The sequence below is a fragment of the Candidatus Mycobacterium methanotrophicum genome (assembly GCF_023515995.1).
In the GTDB taxonomy this organism is placed as follows: domain Bacteria; phylum Actinomycetota; class Actinomycetes; order Mycobacteriales; family Mycobacteriaceae; genus Mycobacterium; species Mycobacterium methanotrophicum.
Window position 1 is genome coordinate 16,033 of the sequence record NZ_CP097320.1, and the last position, 22,927, is coordinate 38,959.

24 protein-coding genes, 1 tRNA gene and 2 pseudogenes are annotated in these 22,927 nt (G+C 66.4%); 15 read left to right on the top strand and 12 right to left on the bottom strand.

Annotated features, from left to right (window positions below):
* Positions 1-58 precede the first annotated feature (58 nt).
* Positions 59-340, bottom strand: coding sequence for a cell division protein CrgA (gene crgA, locus M5I08_RS00085; RefSeq protein WP_219068990.1), 282 nt, complete (start codon positions 338-340; stop codon positions 59-61).
* Between the two features lie 100 nt (positions 341-440).
* On the opposite strand from crgA, the gene M5I08_RS00090 reads away from it, so the two are divergent.
* A complete protein-coding gene (locus M5I08_RS00090) occupies positions 441-1,190 on the top strand; it encodes a DUF881 domain-containing protein (protein ID WP_219068987.1) in 750 nt (249 codons plus the stop codon).
* A 37-nt stretch (positions 1,191-1,227) separates the two neighbouring features.
* Entirely contained in the window at positions 1,228-1,911 is a 684-nt protein-coding gene (locus M5I08_RS00095; RefSeq protein WP_219068986.1) for an aminodeoxychorismate/anthranilate synthase component II, read from the top strand.
* Here the strand turns inward: M5I08_RS00095 and pknB are convergent.
* The 7 genes from pknB to M5I08_RS00130 form a co-directional block, all read right to left on the bottom strand.
* Positions 1,889-3,769 carry a Stk1 family PASTA domain-containing Ser/Thr kinase gene (gene pknB / locus M5I08_RS00100; protein ID WP_219068984.1) on the bottom strand — a complete coding sequence of 627 codons (1,881 nt, stop codon included), beginning with the start codon at positions 3,767-3,769 and terminating at the stop codon, positions 1,889-1,891. The genes M5I08_RS00095 and pknB overlap by 23 nt on opposite strands.
* Positions 3,769-5,058, bottom strand: coding sequence for a protein kinase domain-containing protein (locus M5I08_RS00105; protein ID WP_219068982.1), 1,290 nt, complete (start codon positions 5,056-5,058; stop codon positions 3,769-3,771). Before M5I08_RS00105 ends, pknB begins: the two co-directional genes overlap by 1 nt.
* Complete coding sequence (gene pbpA, locus M5I08_RS00110; protein WP_219068980.1) at positions 5,055-6,539, bottom strand: D,D-transpeptidase PbpA; 1,485 nt, start codon at positions 6,537-6,539, stop codon at positions 5,055-5,057. The genes M5I08_RS00105 and pbpA overlap by 4 nt, the downstream gene beginning before the upstream one ends.
* Complete coding sequence (locus M5I08_RS00115) at positions 6,536-7,939, bottom strand: FtsW/RodA/SpoVE family cell cycle protein (RefSeq protein ID WP_219069000.1); 1,404 nt, start codon at positions 7,937-7,939, stop codon at positions 6,536-6,538. The genes pbpA and M5I08_RS00115 overlap by 4 nt, the downstream gene beginning before the upstream one ends.
* Positions 7,940-7,989: 50 nt before the next feature.
* Positions 7,990-9,447 carry a PP2C family protein-serine/threonine phosphatase gene (locus M5I08_RS00120; protein ID WP_219068978.1) on the bottom strand — a complete coding sequence of 486 codons (1,458 nt, stop codon included), beginning with the start codon at positions 9,445-9,447 and terminating at the stop codon, positions 7,990-7,992.
* Positions 9,444-9,911 (bottom strand): FHA domain-containing protein FhaB/FipA, encoded by a 468-nt coding sequence (locus M5I08_RS00125; protein ID WP_219068976.1) that lies wholly within the window; start codon positions 9,909-9,911, stop codon positions 9,444-9,446. Before M5I08_RS00125 ends, M5I08_RS00120 begins: the two co-directional genes overlap by 4 nt.
* Positions 9,912-10,026: 115 nt before the next feature.
* Entirely contained in the window at positions 10,027-11,562 is a 1,536-nt protein-coding gene (locus M5I08_RS00130; protein ID WP_219068974.1) for an FHA domain-containing protein, read from the bottom strand.
* Between the two features lie 248 nt (positions 11,563-11,810).
* Here M5I08_RS00130 and M5I08_RS00135 point away from each other — a divergent pair.
* Both M5I08_RS00135 and M5I08_RS00140 read left to right on the top strand, forming a co-directional pair.
* Positions 11,811-11,893 (top strand) — tRNA-Leu (locus M5I08_RS00135).
* A gap of 299 nt (positions 11,894-12,192) precedes the next feature.
* Positions 12,193-12,330 (top strand): annotated as a pseudogene (locus M5I08_RS00140) (SDR family NAD(P)-dependent oxidoreductase); the annotation flags it as partial.
* 148 nt (positions 12,331-12,478) lie between these two features.
* Here the strand turns inward: M5I08_RS00140 and M5I08_RS00145 are convergent.
* The 3 genes and pseudogenes from M5I08_RS00145 to M5I08_RS00155 form a co-directional block, all read right to left on the bottom strand.
* A pseudogene (locus M5I08_RS00145) lies at positions 12,479-12,706 on the bottom strand (transposase family protein); the annotation flags it as partial.
* Between the two features lie 10 nt (positions 12,707-12,716).
* The gene (locus tag M5I08_RS00150) at positions 12,717-12,980 is read right to left on the bottom strand and encodes a hypothetical protein (RefSeq protein ID WP_219068972.1); all 264 of its coding nucleotides are present in this window, start codon (positions 12,978-12,980) and stop codon (positions 12,717-12,719) included.
* A gap of 222 nt (positions 12,981-13,202) precedes the next feature.
* Positions 13,203-13,619 (bottom strand): WhiB family transcriptional regulator, encoded by a 417-nt coding sequence (locus M5I08_RS00155; RefSeq protein WP_219068970.1) that lies wholly within the window; start codon positions 13,617-13,619, stop codon positions 13,203-13,205.
* A 140-nt stretch (positions 13,620-13,759) separates the two neighbouring features.
* Between M5I08_RS00155 and M5I08_RS00160 the strand changes: the two genes are divergently transcribed.
* The 7 genes from M5I08_RS00160 (at position 13,760) to M5I08_RS00190 (ending at position 18,442) form a co-directional block, all read left to right on the top strand.
* The gene (locus M5I08_RS00160; protein ID WP_219068968.1) at positions 13,760-14,533 is read left to right on the top strand and encodes a helix-turn-helix domain-containing protein; all 774 of its coding nucleotides are present in this window, start codon (positions 13,760-13,762) and stop codon (positions 14,531-14,533) included.
* Complete coding sequence (locus M5I08_RS00165; RefSeq protein WP_219068966.1) at positions 14,530-15,363, top strand: C40 family peptidase; 834 nt, start codon at positions 14,530-14,532, stop codon at positions 15,361-15,363. Before M5I08_RS00160 ends, M5I08_RS00165 begins: the two co-directional genes overlap by 4 nt.
* A 44-nt stretch (positions 15,364-15,407) precedes the next feature.
* Positions 15,408-15,770: a DUF4226 domain-containing protein gene (locus M5I08_RS00170; protein ID WP_219068964.1), complete on the top strand. Its 363-nt coding sequence runs from the start codon at positions 15,408-15,410 to the stop codon at positions 15,768-15,770.
* A gap of 108 nt (positions 15,771-15,878) precedes the next feature.
* Positions 15,879-16,346, top strand: a complete 468-nt coding sequence (locus tag M5I08_RS00175; RefSeq protein ID WP_219068962.1) for a hypothetical protein — start codon at positions 15,879-15,881, stop codon at positions 16,344-16,346.
* Positions 16,347-16,607: 261 nt separating this feature from the next.
* Complete coding sequence (locus M5I08_RS00180) at positions 16,608-17,771, top strand: DUF4226 domain-containing protein (protein ID WP_219068960.1); 1,164 nt, start codon at positions 16,608-16,610, stop codon at positions 17,769-17,771.
* Positions 17,772-17,813: 42 nt separating this feature from the next.
* A complete protein-coding gene (locus tag M5I08_RS00185) occupies positions 17,814-18,131 on the top strand; it encodes an ESX-1 secretion-associated protein (RefSeq protein ID WP_219068958.1) in 318 nt (105 codons plus the stop codon).
* Entirely contained in the window at positions 18,128-18,442 is a 315-nt protein-coding gene (locus M5I08_RS00190) for a DUF2694 family protein (RefSeq protein WP_219068956.1), read from the top strand. Before M5I08_RS00185 ends, M5I08_RS00190 begins: the two co-directional genes overlap by 4 nt.
* 13 nt (positions 18,443-18,455) lie before the next feature.
* Here M5I08_RS00190 and M5I08_RS00195 read toward each other — a convergent pair whose 3' ends face one another.
* Entirely contained in the window at positions 18,456-18,599 is a 144-nt protein-coding gene (locus M5I08_RS00195; protein ID WP_219068954.1) for a hypothetical protein, read from the bottom strand.
* A 241-nt stretch (positions 18,600-18,840) separates the two neighbouring features.
* Here M5I08_RS00195 and M5I08_RS00200 point away from each other — a divergent pair, with 241 nt between their 5' ends.
* From M5I08_RS00200 to eccB, 4 genes are all read left to right on the top strand, one after another.
* Positions 18,841-20,130, top strand: a complete 1,290-nt coding sequence (locus tag M5I08_RS00200; RefSeq protein ID WP_370328545.1) for a DUF5631 domain-containing protein — start codon at positions 18,841-18,843, stop codon at positions 20,128-20,130.
* A gap of 65 nt (positions 20,131-20,195) precedes the next feature.
* Positions 20,196-20,513, top strand: a complete 318-nt coding sequence (locus M5I08_RS00205; RefSeq protein ID WP_219068998.1) for a DUF2710 family protein — start codon at positions 20,196-20,198, stop codon at positions 20,511-20,513.
* Positions 20,510-21,430 carry a lysozyme family protein gene (locus tag M5I08_RS00210; RefSeq protein WP_219068950.1) on the top strand — a complete coding sequence of 307 codons (921 nt, stop codon included), beginning with the start codon at positions 20,510-20,512 and terminating at the stop codon, positions 21,428-21,430. Before M5I08_RS00205 ends, M5I08_RS00210 begins: the two co-directional genes overlap by 4 nt.
* 2 nt (positions 21,431-21,432) lie before the next feature.
* Positions 21,433-22,926, top strand: a complete 1,494-nt coding sequence (eccB, locus tag M5I08_RS00215) for a type VII secretion protein EccB (RefSeq protein ID WP_219068948.1) — start codon at positions 21,433-21,435, stop codon at positions 22,924-22,926.
* The last annotated feature ends 1 nt before the right edge of the window (position 22,927 follow it).

A 22,927-nucleotide genomic window follows, 5' to 3' on the forward strand; every position in this document is an offset into this window, starting at 1 on the left:
GTTGCCAGCCCGGTAACCGCGCCGACCGAAAATGAATTCATTACGGTCGCGTCAATGGTTACCGCCACCGCATTGTGAGCAACAAGCCGGCGATCATGAAAGCAAACGCGACAGCGTAGTTCCACGGGCCGAGATTGGCCATCCAACTGAGCACCGATGGCGCGTCGGGACCGGTCGCCGCCAGTTGGAACACCATCAGCCAGATCAAGCCGACCAGCATCAGGCCGATGAACAACGCGACGAACCACACACTGGACGGCCCGGCCTTGACCTTGACCGGCGTACGGCTCACCGCGCTCACGGTGAAGTCGCTTTTCTTGCGGACCTTGGACTTGGGCATTTCTACCTCGGGATGCCTCGGCGATTACGGTATTGGGGGCGGGTGTGCTCGGACGTGCTTGGACGAGCCTAACGCACCCACCAGCACGAACGGAGGGCCGATGGCCAAACGGATCACCCGGGCATCGACGTGGCGGGTCGGCGTCCCGCTGGTCTGCCTGCTGGCCGGGTTGCTGCTCGGCGCGACGCACGGGGTGTCCCGTGGCGGCGAAATCAGGCGTAGTGACGCGCCCCGGCTGGTGGACCTGGTCCGCCGGGAGCAGTTCGAAGTCGGCCGGTTGAATGCCGAACGGGATCGACTGGCCGGCGCCGTCGACTCGACGCACGGGCGGTCGTCGGACAAGGCGCTGGCAGCGATGCTACGGCGGGCCGCGGAATTGGCCGCTGACGCCGGTCTGGGTGCGGTGCACGGACCGGGGCTGGTGGTGACGCTCAACGACGCCCAGCGCGACGCCAACGGCCGCTTCCCGCGCGACGCGTCCCCGGACGACCTCGTGGTGCACCAGCAGGACATCCACGGAGTGCTCAACGCGTTGTGGACTGCCGGCGCGGAGGCGATTCAGATGCAGGACCAGCGCATCGTCGCCACCTCGGCGCCGCGCTGCGTCGGGAACACGCTGCTGCTCAACGGGCGGACCTACAGCCCGCCGTATCGGGTCACCGCGATCGGCGACGCCTCGGCCATGCAGGCGGCGTTGGCCGCCGCTCCCCTGGTGACTCTTTACAAGCAGTACGTGGTGCGCTTCGGCCTCGGCTACACCGAGCACGTCACGCCCGATGTCCGGATACCCGGGTACACCGAGCCGGTGCGGATGCACTTCGCCCAGCCGGCCGGCCCGGTGAGCTACTGACCCGGCCTGGCGCCGGGCCCGACGGTAGCCTGGCACGATGCAGATCTTGGTGGTCGACAACTACGACAGTTTCGTCTTCAACCTGGTGCAGTACCTCGGGCAGTTGGGCGTCGAGGCACAGGTGTGGCGCAACGACGACGTTCGGCTGTCCGACCGCGCCGCGATTGCCGCTGATGTCGACGGGATCCTGCTCAGCCCGGGACCGGGCACGCCGGAACGCGCGGGCGCATCGATCGACTTGGTGCGCGCCTGCGCGGCGGCGAACACCCCGCTGCTGGGCGTGTGCCTGGGGCACCAGGCCATCGGCGTGGCGTTCGGCGCCACCGTGGACCGGGCTCCGGAATTGCTGCACGGCAAAACCAGCAGCGTCTTTCACACGAATACCGGTGTGCTGGAAGGGCTTCCGGATCCCTTTACCGCGACGCGGTACCACTCGCTGACCATCTTGCCCGAAACCCTGCCCGCCGAGCTTGAGGTGACCGCCCGCACCCGCAGTGGTGTGATCATGGGCGTGCGCCACACCGAGCTGCCCATCCACGGGGTCCAATTCCATCCGGAATCGATACTCACTGAGGGCGGCCACCGAATGCTGGCCAACTGGCTGGCATTTTGCGGTCAGGTGCGCGACGACGGGTTGGTGCGGCGGCTGGAAAACGAGGTCGCGAGCAGTTTGGCGACCGCGCGGCGCTGCGACACCGCTACTGACCGAACTTCAGCGTGATCGGCCCGTCCTTGTTCGCACCCTGACCCGCGGCCGGACTCTGGAACACCACCCGGTTGTGCGCAGAACCGCCGGCGTCGACGTCGGCGCCCTTGACCAGAATGCCGGTCCAGCCGAGCGCGCGCAGCTGCGGCTCGGCGTCGGTCCAGACCAGTCCCGACAAATCCGGCATGACGAACTGGTTGCCCTTGGAGACTTGGATCTCGATCACAGAATCAACCGGAACAGTCGCGCCGGCAGGCGGATTGGTCCCGATCACGTCGCCGGCGGGGCGGAGGCTGTCGACGGCGGACTGGCTGAATTTGCTGAACCCGTAGACCGCGAGGTTCTTCTCTGCGAGGTCGGCGGTCTGGCCCGCGACGTCGGGAACCTGCTTGGTCGACGGGCCCGAGCCGACGATCACGGCGACCTCGTTGGTGGTCGCCGACGTTTGGTTCGCGGGCGGGTTGGTCCCGATGACCTTGTCTTTCATCTCCGGCGTGGACGGCGAGCGGACCTCCTTGAAGCGGCCGAACCCGGCGGACTTCAGCTTCTTCACCGCGGAGGCGTAGCTCAGCGACGACACGTCGGGCACCTCGCGCTGCTCCGGTCCGGTGGAGACGTTGATGGTGATCAGGTCACCGGCCCCAACTTTGGCGTTGGCGCCCGGGTCTGTGCCGATGACGTGATCGGGCTGGACGGTGGAATCCGGCTTCTGCTGGGTGCGCGTTTTGAAGCCGTGATTCTGCAACGCGGCAATCGCATCGGCGGACGCCTGGCCCCGCACGTCGGGCACCTGAACATTGCGCAGCCCGCCGCCGAACGTGTTGATCAGGATGGTGACGATGACGGTCAGTACCGCCAGCGCCGCGACCGCGATAACCCAGCGGCTCACTGAACCGGGGCCGCGGTCACGGCCGAAGTCGAGTTCCTGGCGGGGCAGCGCATCGGTGTGTCCGCCGGCCGATTCGCTGGGATGCGACGACGCCAGCAGCGACGAGCGATCGGCTTCGGTCAGCACCTTGGGCGCCTCGGGCGGCTCACCGTTGTGGACCCGAACCAGGTCGGCCCGCATTTCCGCCGCGGTCTGATAGCGGTTCTCGGGGTTTTTGGCCAGCGCCTTGAGCACCACGGCATCGAGGTCGGCGGAGATGCCCTCATGCCGTTGCGACGGCGGGACAGGATCTTCGCGGACGTGCTGGACGGCCACCGCGACGGCCGAGTCACCGACGAAAGGCGGCTCGCCGGTGAGCATCTCGTAGAGCACGCAGCCCAACGAGTAGACGTCGGAGCGGGCATCGACTGGAACGCCGCGCGCCTGCTCGGGCGAGAGGTATTGCGCGGTGCCGATCACCGCCGCAGTCTGGGTGACGCGGTTGCCGGCGTCGGCGAGCGCACGCGCGATGCCGAAGTCCATCACCTTGACCGCGTTGTCGGCGCCGATCATGATGTTCGCCGGTTTGACGTCGCGGTGGATGATGCCGTGCTGGTGGGAGAAGTTGAGCGCCTGGCAGGCGTCGGCGATGATCTCGATGGCGCGAGTCGGCGCCAACGGCCCGTCGGTGTGCACGATGTCGCGCAGCGTGAGGCCGTTGACGTACTCCATCACGATGTAAGGCAATGGGCCGGCGGCGGTTTCGGCCTCGCCGGTGTCGTAGACCGCGACGATCGCCGGGTGATTCAGCGCGGCGGCGTTTTGCGCCTCCCGCCGGAACCGCAGATAGAAGCTGGGGTCACGGGCCAGGTCGGCGCGCAGCACCTTGACCGCCACGTCGCGGTGCAACCGGATGTCCCGGGCCAAGTGGACCTCGGACATGCCGCCGAAGCCGAGGATTTCGCCCAGTTCGTAGCGGTCGGACAGGTGTTGCGGGGTCGCCATTACGGTGTCTCGTGTTGGGGTGGCAATGCACCGGGGTGGGTCAGCGTGACCGGCTGCGGCCGGCGTTGCCGCCCACGATTCCCTGTTACCGCTGCGTCCGTCCAATTTGTCGGATGCGCTGGAGCCGACGCCGGCTTGCTGGGCGGCTGCCCGGTGTCGGTCACGGTCGGTGCGGACGGTTGCTGCTGGGAGCTGTTGTCGCGGGAGTTGACGACGATGAGCACGGCGATGATGATCGCCAGTGCGCCGAGTACTCCGGCGGCCCACAGCAGCGCACGCTGGCCGGACGAGAAGGTACGCTGCGGCGGCGGCGTGCGGTGACCGGCGGTGCTGCTGCGACGGGCGACGGTGGCCCGGCCGGTGGGGTCGGCTGCGGCCCGTGCCTGGGCGCCGGAGGGAATAGCGGCCGGGGTGGCGCGGCCGACGGGGCCCGCCTGATTGGGGCGTGGGGGCCGCCGGCCGGCGCGGACCGCGGCGACGGCGTCGGCGAACGGCCCCCCGCTGCGATAGCGCATGCTGGGGTTTTTGACCAGGGTTATCTCGATGAGTTCGCGGACATTGGGCGCCACGTCAGGCGGCAACGGCGGCGGCGGTTCTTTGATGTGCTTCATCGCCACCGCCAGCGCGCCGTCACCGGTGAACGGGCGCTTACCTGAAATCGCTTCGTAGCCGACAACTCCCAATGAGTAGACATCGCTGGCGGGGGTAGCGTCGTGACCGAGGGCCTGCTCCGGGGCGATGTATTGGGCGGTGCCCATCACCATGCCGGTCTGGGTCACCGGGGCGGCGTCGACGGCTTTGGCGATACCGAAATCGGTGATCTTCACCTGACCGGTGGGCGTGATCAGGATGTTGCCGGGCTTGACGTCGCGATGCACCAGGCCGGCCGCGTGCGCGACCTGCAGCGCCCGCCCGGTCTGCTCGAGCATGTCCAACGTGTGGCGCAGCGAGAGCCGGCCGGTGCGCTTGAGTACCGAGTTGAGCGGCTCGCCGTTGACCAACTCCATCACCAGGTAAGCGGTGCGGCCCTCGCCGTTCATCTGGGTCTCGCCGTAGTCGTGCACGCTGGCGATACCGGGGTGATTGAGCATCGCGGTCGTGCGCGCCTCAATCCGGAACCGCTCGATGAACTCCGAGTCTTGGGAGAACTCCTGCTTGAGCACCTTGACTGCGACACGACGCCCCAGCCGGTTGTCCACCGCCTCCCACACCTGGCCCATGCCGCCGGTGGCGATGAGGCGCTGTAACCGGTACCGGCCAGACAGCGTCACACCTACTCGCGGGCTCATGGTCCTCCCTGCAGCGCGGCCTCGATCACGGTCCGCCCGATCGGTGCGGCGAGCGCGCCGCCAGTCGCGGGCAACCGATCGGCGCCGTTCGCTGCTCCCTCTACGAGCACCGCAACGGCCACCTTCGGGCTCTGTGCGGGCGCGAAGGCGATGTACCACGCGTGAGGTGGCGTGTGGCGCGGGTCGGTGCCGTGCTCAGCGGTGCCAGTCTTGGATGCGATCTGCACGCCGGGGATCGCCCCTTTCTGCTGCGCGGCATTCTCGGCGCCGACCATCAACGCTGTTAGCTTAGCGGCGACCTCGGGGGAGACTGCACGGCGCTGTTGGTGCGGCGCGGTGGTGCTGATGTTAGCCAGATCAGGCCCCTGCAGCCTGTTCACCAGGTAGGGCTGCATGGTTACACCGGCATTGGCGATGGTAGCGGCAACCACCGCATTCTCCAGCGGGGTCAGCGCGACGTCTTTTTGGCCGATGCTCGACATTCCCAGCGCGGCGGCGTCCGGGATCGGGCCTACGGTGGATTCGGCGACCTGCAGCGGGATGGGATCGGGCACGACGTCGAGACCGAACGACGCTGCAGTGCTGCGCAACGCGCCGGCTCCGATGAGCAGTCCCAATTGGACGAATGCGGTGTTGCACGACCGGGCGAACGCCTCACGCAGCGACACGGTTTCCGCGTCGGCGCACGGCGCGTCGCCGTAGTTCTCCAGGGTGGCGGTGCTGTCGGGTAGCCGAAACGTCGCTGCAGCGGTGAGCTGCTCATCCTCGGTCGCGCCGTTTTGCAGAGCAGCCGCGGTGGTGATCACCTTGAACGTCGAACCGGGCGGATAGGTCTCGGAGATCGCGCGGTTGGTCATCGGCGAATGCGGGTCGTCGCGAAGTTGCCGCCAGGCTTGCGATTGCTGGTCGGGGTCGTGCGCGGCGAGCAGGTTGGGGTCGAACGACGGCGAGGACACCAGCGCCAGGATCTTGCCGGTCGACGGTTCCAGCGCGACGACGGCGCCCCGGCATGGCCCGTTGCAACCCTGCTGCATTGCATCCCAACCGGCTTGCTGGATGCGCGGGCTGATGGTGGTATCCACATTGCCGCCGCGTGGGTCGCGTCCGGTGAAGAAGTCGGCCAGCCGTCGACCGAACAACCGCTGGTCGGATCCGTTGAGCAGCGGATCCTCGGCGCGCTCCAGGCCGGAGCTGGAATAGCGCAACGAATAGAACCCGGTGACCGGGGCGTACATCGGGGCGTTGGGATAGACCCGCAGGAAACGGAAGCGGTTGTCGGTGGCGACCGAATAGGCCAGCAGTTGGCCGCCCGCGGTGGTCTGCCCCCGTTGACGGGAGTATTCGTCGAGCAGGATCCGCTGGTTGCGCGGATCGGCCCGTAACCCGTCGGCGGCGAACACTTGAGTGAGTGTGGCGTTGAACAGCAACAGCATGATCGCCGCCATCACGGTCATCGAGATCCGGCGCAGAGAAGAGTTCATACCCGCTCTATCACTTCAGTGTTGGTCGTCGCGATCGACGACATGTCGCGCGGGCGGGTTCGCAACGGGCACCGGGCCGAATGCGAGATGCGCACCAGGATGGCCAGCAGCACATAGTTGGCCAACAGCGACGAGCCCCCGTACGACATCCACGGGGTGGTCAGCCCGGTCAGCGGAATCAGGTTGGTTACGCCGCCGACCACGATGAACAGCTGGATTGCCAGCGTCGAGGCCAGGCCCGCGGCCAGCAGCTTGCCGAAACTGTCCCGCACCGCGATCGCGGTCCGCATGCCGCGGACGATCACGATGGTGTAGAGCATCAACAGGCCGGCCAATCCGACCAGCCCGAGTTCTTCGCCGAACGCGGCGACGATGAAATCGGTTGATGCGGCCGGCACGGTGCCCGGCTGACCGTTACCGAGTCCGGTGCCGAAGACGCCGCCGGTAGCAAAGCTGAACAGCGACTGCACGATCTGGTAGCCGGCGCCGTCGGGGTCGGCGAATGGGTCCAGCCAGGTCTGCACGCGGACCCGGACGTGATTGAAAATGAAATACGCCGCAACGCTTCCGAGTGCGAACAAGGCCGAACCGACGACCACCCAGCTGAACCGCTGGGTGGCAAGGTAAACGACTACCAGAAACGACGCATAGAGCAGTAGCGAAGTCCCGAGGTCTTTCTCGAACACCATCACGCCGACCGAAATAACCCAGGCTGCCAGCAGCGGGGCCAGGTCGCGTGGCCGAGGCAGGTCCATGCCCAGGAAATGTTTACCGGCGCTGGTGAAGAGACCTCGTTTGGCTACCAGTACCCCCGAAAAGAAAACCAGCAGAAGGATTTTAGAAAATTCCGCTGGCTGTATCGAAAAGTCCGGCAATCGAATCCAGATCTTCGCGCCGTTTTGCTCGGATAACGACCGCGGCAGCAGTGCCGGGATCACCAGCATGACCAGTCCGGTCAGCCCGCAGATGTAGCCGTAGCGGGCGAGCTGTCGATGATCCTCGAGCCAGATCACCACGAACGCAAAAGCCGCAATCCCCAGCAGCGTCCACAGGATTTGCGGGTTTGCCCGCGCACTGGCCCCGGTCAGGCGGTCGTCGAGGTCAAGCCGGTGAATCATCACCACGCCCAGGCCGTTGAGTAGCGCGACTATCGGCAGCAGTAGCGGGTCCGCGTACGGCGCAAAGCGTCTGATCGCCAGGTGGGCGCAGGCGAACACCGCGAAAAACCCTGCGGCGTAGGTGATCAGCTGCCAGTTCAGGCCGTGTTCTTGGTGGGCCTGCACCAGCGCGAAGGCCACCGCGGCGATCGCGGCGGCGAAGCACAGCAACAGCAGTTCGGCATTGCGCCGATTCGGCAGCGCAGGCGTGACCGCGACCGGCGGCTGCGGCGCAGTGTTCAATCGGCGCCGCTTCTCCGCATCGCTGCGCTCTGCATCGTCGCCGGCGCGGGTCACGTCGGTTTCCGGCACTCGGTACCCGGCTGGAGCGGCGGCGGGGAGAGGGTGGGCGCGGCCGGAGTCGGCAAGGGATTTGCCGGAAGTTGCCCGGGGATACTGACGCCGGGTTGCGGTAGCTGTGTCGCGCTGGGTGCGGCCGGTAGCGTCGAGGGCGGTGGTGATTGGGCGCGCGTCAGCGAGCAGAGCGGTAGCAGGGATTCCGTCGATAATCTGCGCAGCTGTGCGTCGGCTTGATCGAGCGTGCCGGCCGGAAGCCCGGCGGACACTTGCGCGCGAGCCGACTCCGCCAGGTCGGACATCTTCATCGGTTGGCAATCTCGATTGTCGCCGGCCTGGCCGTAGCGGATCACCGACAGCTGGTTGAGGCTATTGAGGCAGCCTTGGGAATAGGGCTGATGCAGCGGCACGCCCAGGATCGACACCTGAATGCCTTGCATGATGGACACGGCGCCGTTGTAGTCGGCGACGTAGTAGTAACTGCGGATGATGGTCCGGCCGATGGCCAGGGCTGCGAGCACCATCAAGACGAGCAGTGCGGCACCGACCGCCATTCGCCGCCGCGACCGCTTCGGGCGGATAAATGTATCGACTCGCGGCACAACGCGTTTCACTACATCTTTGCGCGGATGGAAGGCCGACGCCCGGCCCGCTGCGGTGTTGGGCAGGGGCAGCTGGTCCTGATAATCGGAGTCGCCGGATACCGCACCGGCGATGATCGGCTGAATCGGACCGTAGTCGTAGTCGACGACGTCGGCGACCACCACGGTGACGTTGTCGGGGCCACCGCCACGCAGCGCCAGTTCGATCAGGCGGTCGGCGCTGTCGGTGACATCGGGAATCTTGAGGGCATCGAGGATGGTCTCGTCGCTGACCGGGTCGGAAAGCCCGTCCGAGCATAGCAGGTAGCGATCACCGCTGCGTACTTCACGCATGGTCAGCGTGGGCTCGATCTCGTGACCGGTCAACGCCCGCATAATCAACGATCGCTGCGGGTGACTGTGTGCCTCTTCCCGCGTGATGCGCCCTTCGTCAACCAGGGTTTGGACGAAGGTGTCGTCCTTGGTTATCTGGGTCAGCTCGCCGTCACGCAGCAAGTAGCCGCGCGAGTCGCCAACGTGCACCAGCCCAAGACGGTTGCCCGCGAACAGGATTGCCGTCAGCGTGGTACCCATCCCCTCGAGGTCGGGCTCCATCTCAACCTGGGCCGCGATGGCGGAATTGCCGGCGCGCACCGCAGACTCCAGCTTGGTGAGCAGGTCGCCACCGGGTTCGTCGTCGTCCAGGTGGGCCAACGCGGCAATGACCAGTTGCGACGCGACTTCGCCGGCGGCGTGTCCGCCCATGCCGTCGGCCAGCGCCAGCAACCGGGCGCCGGCGTACACCGAGTCTTCGTTGTTGGAGCGCACCAAGCCGACATCGCTGCGGGCGGCATAACGCAGGACCAAAGTCACGGGCGCAGCTCGATTACCGTCTTGCCGATACGAACCGGCGTGCCAATGGGAACCCGTACCGCGGTCGTCACTTTCGCCCTGTCGAGGTATGTGCCGTTGGTCGATCCTAGATCTTCGACGTACCATTCCGAACCGCGCTGGGAAAGCCGGGCGTGCCGCGTCGAGGCGTAGTCGTCGGTCAGCACCAGCGTGGAGTCATCAGCGCGCCCGATCAGCACCGGCTGGCCGGACAGCGTGATACGTGCTCCCACCAACGCCCCCTCAGTCACGACCAGATAACGCGCGGCGCCGTGCCGCTGCCGCGACGGCAATAAGGTGCCCTGCAACGTCAAGCCGCGACGGACCATGACCGCGCCCGTGGGCGCATAGATGTCAGTCCGCAGGATCCTCAATACCGACCAGATGAACACCCACAACAGCATCAAGAATCCGGCACGCGTCAGCTGCAGTACTAGTCCCTGCATCTGGCGTGCCCTCCGTCCTGGCGCCACACGTTCCGCGTGCCCGGATATAGCAACGTCACGATACTTGGACGGCGGTCGAATCGGGCTGAAGCCGGATAGCTTCGCGACTACGGGCTCAATGGACGTGGACGACGATCTCAGAATGCCCCAGCCGGATCACGTCGCCGTCGGCCAACTGCCACTCCTGCACCGGCGCGTTGTTGACGGTGGTGCCGTTGGTGGAATTGAGGTCAGACAGTAACGCGACGTGGCCGTCCCACCGGATCTCCAAGTGGCGGCGCGACACACCGGTGTCCGGCAACCGGAACTGCGCGTCCTGGCCGCGGCCGATGATGTTGGCGCCCTCGCGCAGCTGATAGGTGCGCCCGCTGCCGTCATCGAGCTGCAGGGTGACCGCGGTCCCGGACGACGGGTAACCGCCCTGGCTGTACCCGCCGTAGCCGCCGGCGCCCGCGGGTGGGCCGTAGTCATAGTCGCGCCCGCCGGGCTCGGCGTATCCGCCGCCGTACTGCGGAGCGGCGGTCTCGCCGTAGCCGGCGTACTCGGGCGGTTGGCCGTAGTCCTGCCGGCCGTATCCCGGGGCAGCGGCGTAGCCCTGGTCGTAACCGGCACCCTGCTCGGGGTAGGTGGCCCGCCGGTCGGGCGCGCCGTAGCCGGCCTCATCGGGGCGGGCCGGCGCCCGGCCGTAGTCCGCGTATTCGCCGTAACCTTGCCCACCGGGCTGGCCGTAGCCGCCGTAGCGGTAGCCCTGGTCGTAACCATAGCCGCCGTAGCCGGGGGCGGCCGGTCGCTGCTCGTACTGCGGGTAACCGCGCTGGTCGGGGTAGCCGCCGCGCTGGTCGGGATAACCGCCTTGCTCCGGGTAGCCGCCGCGCTGGTCGGGATAGCCGCCTTGGTCGGGGTAGCCGCCCTGGTCGGGGTAGCCGCCCTGGTCGGGGTAGCCGCCTTGCTCCGGGTAGCCGCCCTGGTCGGGATAACCCGGCTGCTCGGGGTAGCCGCCTTGGTCGGGCGGCGCTGGATAACGCTGCTGCTCGGGATAGCCGGCCGGTTCCGGCGGATAAGAAGGAGGCCGCGGATCCGGGGCACCGCGCGGGTCGTCTTGCGGATGCCCGTAATGTTCGTCGTAGTAGTCATCGCCGGGCCGCCCCTGCCCCTGGTCGCCGCGGTAGCTCGAGTTCTCGGTCATCGCTGATACTCCTGGTTCTGCGTCGAACGCATGGTCTGATTGTGGCGCGGCGGGCTTGCTGGCCGTCGGGCGGGGCGCGACATCGGGGTTGACAGCACCGCGGGCGCGGAACTGGCCGGTATGGAGGTTCGCCGCCTGCTCGAACCGGACGACCACGTCACCATATGTTTGCCACCCCTGTTCGCCGATGTATCCCTCCAGGTGCTTAGCGAAAGCGTCTGAAGTGAGGTCCGGGTCGGCGCCCACTTTCTGATGGTTGTGCATACCGAGGGTAATGATGTACTCGTTGGGAGCGAAAAGCCGATGGCCTCGAAGAGGGCGGATTCCGTCGGCCGCCTCCCTGCGCAGCAGGGTCTCTACTTCTTGGGGGACGATCGATCCGCCGAAGACCCTGGCAAAGGCGTCACCGACGGTGTCCTCAAGTTTGCGCTCGATGCGTTGAACTAGCCCGTTCTGGCTGCCCATCTCCAAGCGCCCGCCTCAGTTCTTGTCTATCGCTGCTGCACGGCGGACAACCCCTCCGGCGTGTCGCATCACGCGTGTCGTATTCCAGCATGCTATCGGGCCAGCGCAGCGCAGCGGCACTCCCAGGATTCTGAGAATCGCATCGAACCAGGTCAGGCGCGAGTTCGGCGGCGGCGTGCACGGTCGTCGCGGCGTCGGCGCGGTTGGGGACGTGGGCTATTAGAGTGGTAGGCTCCACCGATTGTTCAGGGCGAGTGGCGGAATGGCAGACGCGCTGGCTTCAGGTGCCAGTGTCCTTAGGGACGTGGGGGTTCAAGTCCCCCTTCGCCCACAAAATCGAGCCCGGTCGTGTCTCGGGCGTGACCTCGGCGCGACGGTGAAGAAGAACGCTCATCAGCATGACGATGCTCGCGGGGATCGCCGCTGCCGGAATGGCAACCTGTGTCGGCTACTACGTCGGTCGGCGTGCGGGCTCGACGTGGTCAGCTGGCGCGCACTGGGGAGGCTTGCGATCAGCCTGCTCGTGCTGTTGACTGCGCGACGGGTTCGGCTCTGGAACCTGAGACGCATTGCGCCCGTGGAACTTCTGCGAGGTAGCGTTGCGGTGGAGTACACCGCGGATCGCTTGCGATCATGCGCACGGCCTCCCCGCGAGGCATGATGCAACCCGTTGAGGTGGCGACTGTGATCGCATTCCTTGCCAGCGATGCCGCGGCAGCCGTCCACGGCGCCGTCTATCGAGGCGACAATGGTAAGGGCACCGGCTAGCAAAACCGGAAAGCCATGCCAGGCAACGAGTAGCCTTTGTCGGCCAACGTCGGCCAACGTCGGCCAACGTCGGCCAACGTCGGCCAACGTCGGCCAACGTCGGCAATCCGTCGGCGGCCGCTTTGTACAACGCGCCCAGGCAGTGGGCGCGGGCTGCGGTGATGTCGTGGACGCTGCCGGGCTCGGCCTCGCTCGACCAGACGGGAAATCCGCCCGGGTCGGCGATGATCTGCACGTTGGCGCCCTGCGTCGTGTGCTTGCCCGGATAGCGCCGGTGATTGCCCTCCTCGGTGCGCTCACCGGCCCGGTCGATTTCGATCGGGGTCCCGTCCAACGTGAGGTGCGACCATCCTTCACGCTTGGCCTGATCGGGCACTTCGTGCCGGTCAGGTGCGTGCTCGGCGATGACGTCGATCGCCTCGTGCAGATAGCGATAACAGGTGGAGATCCCCCAGAGTGGCCTCGGCGGCCAGTATGCGGATCGCCGCGCCGTCGCGAAACCACCGCAACACCAGCTTCGCCTGGGCGCGGGCCGTGCCGGCACGTCGTCCGGCCCCGGCGCCGATCTCACGTCGATGCGTGCGCAACAGGGCGGTGGCATACAGCAGGGTTTGTTCGGGCACGTCGCAGACGGCAGAGCAGGCGAACACGCGGGGTCCTCCTGAGGGGCGCGGTCAACGCCGACGGGGACCCAGCACAGCAAATCTCGCAAATTAGCTACTTGAACATGTCGCCGTGTCGTGCCTAACGGCCGCGATTCAGGCCCTGACCTCAGAAGACTCATCAGCAACTTTAGTCGCTCCGAAAGGGAACGGGGTTTTCTTCACTCGATGGCGTATCTGATGTCACCGGCGCCGGAAAGTCAGTGCGGGTTAGGCGGCCGACCGCGGTCCGGCCTCGCGAATGGGCAGATGAAATACCGTTGCGCTCACCGGAACTACATCACGCTCGCGCCGCGACAGCAGCGCGGCGTTGTCGGGCAGCTGCCGTGAGTTGATCTCGCCGGCCGCGATGCGGGCCAGAACTTCGTGGGCCCTGGCCAGTTGCTCACGTTTGCGGTACTGGCCGCCGGGAAGTTTGACCCCTGCCCAGACACCGTATTCCTCGCGGTTCTCGACGGCGTACCGCGCACACAACCGCTGTTGCGCCAGTGGGCACCGCCGTAGGCAGAGCAGCCGCGCCTCGATGGCCGACTGTTCATATGCGCGTGCCTTGGCGGCACCGTCGCCGCCGTCATCGTCGGCGTAGCCGAACCACAATTCCGGGTTGACCGAACATGGATGCCCCATCAGTCCGCCTCCTTCTGGCCGAAACGTATGCAGAAGCATATACGCTCGACGGCCCCCTGGCAAGAGAAAGGTGACATAAACATATATACCCAGGCTGGGCCGCAGGCTGTGTACTATCCGAATATGGCCGGAGCGCTGCGGTGAGCCGCGAATCGGCAGGCGCAGCAATCCGGGAGCTGCGCGAATCACGTGACTGGTCGCTGGCCGACTTCGCGTCGGTCACCGGGGTGAGCATCATGGGCCTGAGCTACCTCGAGCGAGGAGCCCGCAAGCCGCACAAAAGCACAGTTCAGAAGGTAGAAAATGGGCTCGGCCTGCCGCCGGGGACCTACTCTCGGCTGGTGGTCGCCGCGGATCCGGCGGCCGAACTGGAGCGACTGACCGCGGTCACGCCGGCCGAACCGACGCCCGCGCGGTCCAACGGGCCCATCGTCGTGGACCGGCACACCGACACCGAAGTCCTCGAGGGATATGCCGAAGCTCAGCTCGACGCGCTCAACTCGGTGATCGAGCGACTCCCCGAGACGACATCAAACGAATATGAGTCGTATATTCTCTCTGTGATCGGTCAGTGCGTGAAGGCCGAGATGCTCGCCGCCAACTCCTGGCGGGTGGCGCTCAGCGCCGACGCAGCTTCGGCGGGACGGCTTATGCGGCATCTGCAGGCGTTGGAGACGACGCGCGGCGCGCTTCTGGAGCAGATGCCGATGAGCCTCAGCGCCCGGTTCGACCGGGCCTGCGCGCGATCATCGCTGCCGGAGCCGGTCATCGCCGCGCTGCTCGGAGTCAGCCCTGCGGAAATGTGGGACATCCGGAATCGGGGAGTAATCCCGCCGGGAGCGCTGCCGCGCGTTCGGGCTTTCGCCGACGACGACACCAATTTAGGGGATAGACACCGAGGGGACGGGCAGTGACCGGAAGCGAACTCGCGGCATTGAGCCGCGCCCACCAACTGTTCGCCGGCACACCGGGCGGTGTCACGCTGGACCCCGACCTAGGGCATTACGACAGCCTGTTGCGGCAAGCGGCGGCGCTGAATACCGGTGGGGGACAGGAGCTTTACCGGTCCGCGGTCGACAATAGCCGGGCATCGGTGCGTTCGGCCGTCACCACCGACGCCGCTCTGGCGACCACGACGACCCAGGCACACCACGATCACGCCACCGCCCGCACCCTGACCAGAAATGTGCTCGACGAGGCACGGGCCGACACCGCGACACCGGCCACACCGATGGCGCAGCGCGAGGCGGTGCGCCGTCGCGTGGCGCGGCTGCGCGCGCAACACGCGCATGTGTTGTCTGCTCGACAGCAGGCACGCCGGCATTGGGCGGCATTGCGCGCGTTGCGCTATCGAGCCCTGCGACGTCCCAGCCACCGACCCGGGCTGCGATTGCCGCCGGCCACCACCCGCGCCGGAATCGCGGTGCGGGCGGCGCTGTCGCGGTTGGGCAGCCCATATGTCTGGGGAGCAACCGGGCCCGACCGGTTCGATTGCTCCGGATTGACCCAGTGGTCCTACGCGCGGGCGGGAATTCACCTGGACCGCACTACATATCAGCAGATATACGACGGAATTCCGGTCCCCCGCTCCCAGGTCCGTCCGGGCGACCTCGTCTTTCCCAGTGCCGGACACGTGCAGATGGCGATCGGCGACAATTTGGTCGTCGAAGCACCGCATGCCGGCGCTACGGTCCGGATCAGCCCGCTGGGCAGCGGCGTGCAGATCAGGCGCCCAGTGGGGTAGCGGCGATGGTTGTTGAGCGTCCGGGGCGTGAGTACGGTCAAGCCATGGCAGAGCAGGCCGGGCAGTCAGTCCGCGCCATCGCGGAAGGGCAAGCCGCGCTGTCCAGACAACACGGCGCAGCTGCAGACGCCGACTGTGCTCTCACGGAAGCGGTCGCCAGTGCGCATGCGGCTACCGTCGAGGGCGTCAGGCGCCTCGACGCGATCGCCGCCGAAATCGACCGCGCTGTCGCCAATCAGACTGCCATCGGGCTCGATACGGCGATCGGTGCGCGTGAATTCCAACGGTTCCTGATCGCCAAGCAACGCGAAATTCTGGCGGTGGTGACCGCTGCGCGCGAGCTCGCCGCCGCGAAAAAGGCTGCGTTCGAGAAGTTGGCGGCGCAGTACACCATTTCGACCGGCTAGCGGTTGACTGCGGACGAGAAAAGCAACCCTTTTCGCGTTTGCGTTCCGTGTCCACATCGGGCGGTAGTGTCCCCGGATACCGCCGCGCTAGGAACAGGAACGCCGAAGTTGTCCATCTACGCTGCATGGCTCGATGAGTCGGGCTCCAACCCGGCCATCGACCCGAATACCTATATCCTGAGCGCGGTCATCGGTGAGGCTGAGCACGCCCCGGGCATACGTGAGAGCATGCGCGGCTTGCTGGTTGGCAAGGGGCATAAGAAATTGCATTGGCGCACCGAGGCCGCGCGCCGACAGGAACTGATTGTGAAGACGATCGCAGCCCTGGAAGTCGAGTATTTGGTCGTTGTGCGTGCAGGCGGACCGGCCGCAGAGAAGCCGGAGCGCCGACGGCGGTTGTGCATGGAGCGAATGTTGCCTGAGCTGGTGAAGATGGGCGTTGACGAGGTCGTGATCGAATCCCGAGGTAGCAAAGATGACCGTCGTGACGTACAACGGGCGCTACTTCGACTACATCGAATCGCGGGTGACCCTGATCGACCTTTAAGTCCAAGAAACGCGAAACCCCAGGCCTAGGACCGGGCCTCCCCGCCGTGTCAGCGGGGAAGTTCGCAGCCTCACCGCTGTGCACAAGAGTGAATTGTCGACACCCAGGCGTCTGGCTACTGTCGCCGGCATGTTCGCTCGGGAGAGCAATGACAACGCCTAGTGACGTGCTTGCCGCGGTCGAGCACGTCAGCCAGCGCACTGGCGCCCGCAAGCCCGTGACGGCTCGACGCCGTCGTTGCCAAAATCCGCCCACAGCATCCGGATCTGCTCGACCCAAGGACCGGCAAGATGACCGCCCCTGACCGCCAGGAGGGTGCCGCCGCCGACGCCATTAGAAACGCCGAAGCTGCTCTGGCACACCAAAACTCGATGACAGCCCAAGTCGACCTGCAAGTCGTCTCCGCAGTTCTCAATGCGCACCAGAAGAACGCCGAGGGCAGGGAAGCGTTGAACAGGCTGCAGCACGACATCGAGGCGGCGGTCACGACGCGATCCGACCTGGACACCCCGGCGGGAGCGCGTGACTTCCAGCGCTTCCTGATCGGCAAGCTCCGCGATATCCGCGATGTGGTGGCCAATGCCAGCCTCGACGACACGTCGAACTCGGCGCTGATGGCTGCGTGGACGTCGCTGTACGACTCCACCAAGCCGCAGGGCGATGTGGAGGAACACCGCCGGTCAACCGATGTGCCGTCCGGTTCCGCAGCCGACCCGCCGGCACCGGATGACAGTGCAGCCGCCCCCTACCTGGATTCGCTGCCCGTTGAGGATCCCGGCGCCTCGTCGGAAGATGCGCCGGCACCAACTTCGTCGCCGCCGCCGCCGATGACCCCGGCGATGCCGACTATCCCCTCGTTCGGTGGGGGAGGAATCCCGGGCGGATTCCCGCTTTCCGCGCCGCTGCAAGGCCCCGACGCTGAACGGTCGCCGAACAACCTCGACGACGCGCTGCTGGACGGCGACACAGCAGGCGACACAGAAGACGAGCCGCCCGGCGACGACCACGGCGACGAGCAGCCGGACGACCACGACGGCGAAATGGTGCAGCCGCCGGCCACCGGCCCCACGACCGTCTCACTGCCCAACGGGGAAACCGTCACCGCCGCCAATCCTCAACTCGCGGCAGCCATCAAGGCGGCGGCCAATGGTGTGCCGATCGCGGATGCGTTCCGCCAGCAGGGGATTACCATTCCGCCGCCCGGGACTGCAGTTACCGACCCGGTCGACCCAACGCGGCTGATACCCGGGGATATCGGCATGCTCACGGATCGCCACGCTCTTGCTCTCGGCCAGAGCCGGGCCTTGCTCAACGGGCAGATCCAGCACATTTCCACCGTGAACGGGCCCAGTTTCCTAGGCTGGGAGCATCCACCTGGACCGGTCACCGCCCAGGCGCCGGACACGACCGACCCGCCGGCGCCCACGAGACCGGCTACCGGGCAGAGAGCGTGATAGGAAATCCGGCGCCGCCGGCACATCAAGAGGAGACAGCGGATGGCAGACCGAATCCACGTGGTGCCCGACAACCTGCGTCAAGCCGCCAGCCACCACCGAGAGACATCCGAGTACCTGCGGACTCTGCCGTCGTCGCACCAGGCGATTCAAGAGAGCCTGGACTCGCTGGGGCCGATCTTCGGCGAGCTGCGGGAGGCCGGGCGCGAACTCCTCGAGCAACGACGCTTGTGCTACGAGCAGCAGGCCGACAGTCACTCGCAAGTGGCCGACAACCTGACAAAATCGGCCACCATGTGGGAAGCCCAAGATGCTGAGTCCGCCCAAGAACTCAAACGTATCGCCGACGACGGTCGATGACTGAGGCCGACCCGGCGTTCGACACCGTACATCCGAGCGGGCACATCCTGGTCCGCTCCTGCCGCGGCGGATACATGCACAGCGTCACGCTGAGCGATGCGGCGATGAACACCGATGCGGAAAGTCTGGCGCAGGGCATTTTGCTGACCGCCGATGTCTCGTATCTCAAGGCCGTGATGGAAGTTCGCGGCGAAATCGTGGCGGCCGGCTACACCCCGTCCGCGGAAGTTCCGACCGCCGAGGATCTCGACATTGCCGTCGAGCGGCTGGTGGCGCATGAATTGCCCCGCAGAGAGGGCGTGACGCGATAAGTAGCGGCGCGGGCTAACGGATCCAGGTCTTGACGGCGTCGCGATCCGGGGCGATATCGGTGGGCGGCTGGACAGGATTAGCGCCGAACAACTCGCGCGCCCGGCCAAGCAGTGCCCGCACCTCGTTCAGCTGCTGTTGCAGCCCGGAATCAGCCACAGACTTACGCTACCCAGAGCCGGCTATTCCCACAATTCACCACCAAGGCATAAACACCGGACAGGCCTTTTGACGGCCTTTCTGGGGCCGGCCAAAGAGTGAAGTTGGCGATCCGGGATGACGGTAGGCTTGCCCGGTGGCGATCTTCGGTCGGAATACGGCGCGACACCGCCTCCGGAGAGCTGCCCAAGAATCGCTGAAGACTCCGGCTTTCAGCTCTCCCGTCGACTGCGCTCCGTGGGTGACGGGTGGGTTGTGGCCGGCCGAGCTGTCGACCGTCACCGCTGAGACCGCCCCGCTAGTCAAGTCTTTGAAGGCCGACCTGCAGAAGATTGTCAATGCGGCCAACGAAGAACTGTTAAGCATCCGGCGAGCGGGATTGGCTGATGCGACACGGCAGGCAGAAGAAGCCCGGGTGATCAATAGCGCCCGCGCCTTCGCTGTTCGACGAGTCGAGTCGACCGTTCGCCACCTTCGTAATATGACGCCGAAATCGCCGGCGGAACGCCCGCCGGTGAATGGCGTTGACGACACCGAAAAGACACAGCGATTCAAAGTCGCCGCCGCCGCGCCGACGAGAACGGACGCACCCGCGCCGCCAAGGCCGCAATATGCCGAACAAGATCACCGGGTGACAGCGCAGCCGCCGCCGGCCGCCGACTTGGAATCGGGCGGGCCAGTAAGGCCGGTGGCCCGGCATCGCGCGGAATCGGATGACACCGAGGTGCTCGACGAGATCGCCACGCTGCTGCAGGAGATCACGCCGCTCGCGGAGCCTCCGATCGCCGAAGCACCGCGGCAGCCTGCCGCGCCTCGCCACGCGGAGCCTGCGGTTGGTCCGGCCGACGAGCCCGTCACCGCGCAGCAGCCCGCGCCGCAGGTCGAGTCCGAGCCGCCGGTCGAACGGCTGGAACGGCTGCTCAAGTTCGTGGCCCGTCAGGAACCTGGATTGCGTTGGGCCGTCGGCAATCGTGCCGACGGGACCACGCTATTGGTCACCGACCTCGCCCACGGCTGGATACCGCCCGGAATTGCGCTGCCTGCCGACGTCCGGCTGCTGGAACCGCAGCGGCGCACCGGCAACGCCGCGGCGTTGCTTTCAGACACGACATTGTCGGCGACGTACGCGCCCACCGATCCGCTTGGTCGGGCAACCGACTATGCGCCGACGGACACCTCATCACAACCGCGCGAGCTCCCGGCGATCGACGACTTGGGCTGGCTGCTGAGCGAGGCCACGCACTGGCGTGATGGTCTGCCGCGACTGGTTCACACGTTGGCCAAGGCGGGTGCTGGGGGAACCGGCGTCCTCGACGCCGAACTCGACGTATTGCGGGTCCACCTCGACACCTCGCGCTACCAGCTTTTCGCTCAGTACCCCGACATCGACAGCGGGTTGCTGCTCAACTGCCTTCTGCTGGCCGCCGCCGAAGCGATTGCCGCCGGGAACCTGGTGAATGCGAATTATCACTTCGCCTGGTTCCAAATGCTCAGCACGCCACCGGCCAGCGGGTGGAAAGCCTGCCCGTAGCACACCGTGCGCGAGCGTGCGGAGAATGAATTGACGCTGGTCGCAGGGGTCGCGATACTGTCATGATGCCGTGGTCGGGCAGGCGCGCCCAGCTAAGCGATAAGGATCTCGTCGAATCGGTTCTGCGTGAACTGAGCGAGGCCGCCGATAAGTGGGAGAGGCTCGTCGGCCAGGCTGAGGCGATCACCTACAGCGTCGACCTCGGGGACATTCAGGCGGTCGTAAACTCCGACGGGAGATTGGTGGAGTTGACGTTGCATCCGACCGTTGTGTCCGGATACAGCCACGGCGAGTTGGCCGACAGGTTGAACCTCGCCATCGCAGCGCTGCGCGAAGAGGCCCAAGCCGAGAACGAGGCGCGTTACGGCGGAGCGCTCCATTGACGTCGGATCCGTTGTCGAGGGCGGTGGAATTGCTCGCGCGCGCGCACAACCTCTACGGGGCCGACCATTTCGATGCGGGGATAGCCGACGCGCCGGAGCAACTTCAGGCGCGCGCGGACCGGCTCGCCACGGTCAACCGCGCGGCGACGGGGGCGGCCGAGACGGTCAGCCGCCGAATGGCCGGCGGATTGCGGGAAAGCGCAGCGGCCGACAGCGAACTGGCCGCCGCGCTGGCGGCCGCCTATTCTGACCACGCCGCGGGACGGCGCAGCACCCGTCGCGTCCTCGACGACGCGCGCAGGGACCCAGTGCCGGCAGCAGACACTCCGCTGGGGCGGCAGGAAGCGTTGGGGCGCATGGCCACTCGCCTTCGCCGGCAGCGAGGGTACCTGCATCGTTCACATCGGAACTCGCACCTGCTGGTGCGGCGGCTGATGCGACTGGCCTACCTGCGCCAGCGACACATCACTGTCGCGGCGCTGCCTCTCGGTGCGGTCGGGTATGAAAGAGCCTATGCGCCGGGGCATGTCAGGCAACGGATCGCCGCTGCGCTGGATCGCCTGGGCATCACCGATCCGGCGGCTCGCCGTAACTGGATCCGCGGGTACCAAACGCTGATTGCCAGGGAATCAGGCGGGCGGGCCTCGGTGGTCGCCGCCGAGCCGGCGACCACTGCCGGTCCCACGCAGCCCGACGGGCACGGCCTGGGTTTCGCCCGAGGCCTCACCCAGACGGTTCCGGCCACGTTCGCGCGCTACCACCAGCCAGGAACGTCGAGCACCATCTACGATCCGGTGGCCAATATCTGCGCCTCGATGAACTACGTGATCCATCGCTACGGCGTGCACCGCAACGGCGATAATCTCGCCGCGATGGTGCAGCAGGCGGACGCGCATCGACCGCCGAAAGGATACTGACCGTGCCGCTCAACCTGTCCAACCGCGATCAGAATTCGGGACATCTGTTCTACAACCGCAGGTTGAAGGCCGCAATCACCCGGTTCTCGGTGCGGATGAAGCACGACGACCGCAAACAGCAAGCCGCGGTGGCACTTTCAGTTGTCTTCGTTCTCATCGGTATCGGCTGGATGGCACTGCTACACGTCATGAAACCCGCCGGCCTGGTCGGCCAGTCCGCGATCATCGGTAACCGTGATACCGGAGCGGTCTTCGCGAAGATCAACGGGCGGCTCTACCCCGCTCTCAACCTGACGTCGGCGCGGCTGGCGGTCGGCACGGCAGCGACACCGACCTGGGTCAAGGCATCCGAGATTGCCAAGTACCCCACCGGTCCGATGGTCGGCATCCCCGGTGTGCCCGACAGCCTGGCTGTCACACCCAGTTCGGTGTCGGCGTGGTCGGTGTGCGACACCGCACGCCCGAGGGGCACCGGCGCGCCGCCGCTGGTGACGTCGATCGCTGGAGAGCTGTCGACGGCGGGCCGGGCAGCCCCGATGGGACCCGCGCAGGCCGTCCTGGGCACCCATAAAAACGCGACCTACGTGATCTGGGGCGGACAACGCTCGCAGATCGACCCCACCGACCGTTCGGTGACCTTCAACCTGGGTCTTGATCCGGGCGTGACATATCCGGTCGAGATATCCAACGCGCTCTTCGACGCCATGCCGGCGACGGAACCGCTTGTGGTTCCGGCGATCCCGGAGTTAGGCACTCCGTCGAAGTGGCTGCCGGGCTCGACGGTCGGGACTGTCCTGGAGACTCAGGACGCCAAGGGCGCTGTCACCGGCTTCTACGCGCTGTTGCCCGACGGAGTGCAAAAGATCACCAGTTTTGTCGCCGACCTGCTGCGAACTGCGCTCGCTCAAGGCTCTGCCACGCCGACGCTGGTCACGCCGGACAAGCTGATCCACATTCCCATCGTCGACGTGCTCAACGTCGGCTACTATCCTTCGGGCAAGCTGAATTTCGTTGACACCGCGGCAAACCCGGTCACGTGCGTGGCGTGGCAGAAGCAGTCCACCGACCCGCAGGCGACGATCAGCGTCTTCAATGGCCGGGGGCTGCCGGCGCCGATCGACATGGACCCTCGGCTGGTCAGCCTGGTCCGCGACGACCGCGATCCCGATTCGGTGGAAGCCGACCAGGCACTGATGCTGCCGGGAGCGGCAAACTTTGTCGCGACGACCAGCGGGGTCGTCACATCGGGCAGCCGCGAAAACCTGTTTTGGCTTTCGCCACAGGGCGTTCGATACGGGGTGCAATGGGATGACAAGACGCTGCAAGCTCTCGCATTGAATCCGGGCAGCGCCGTCCAGGCACCGTGGCCGATCGTACGCACCTTTGCGGCTGGACCGGCCATCAGCCGTGACAGCGCCTTGCTGGCGCGCGACACCATCACCGGTGGCGGCGCCGTTGCGCCGATCCCGCAAGCCAACCAGCAAGTGGGAGGTTAGG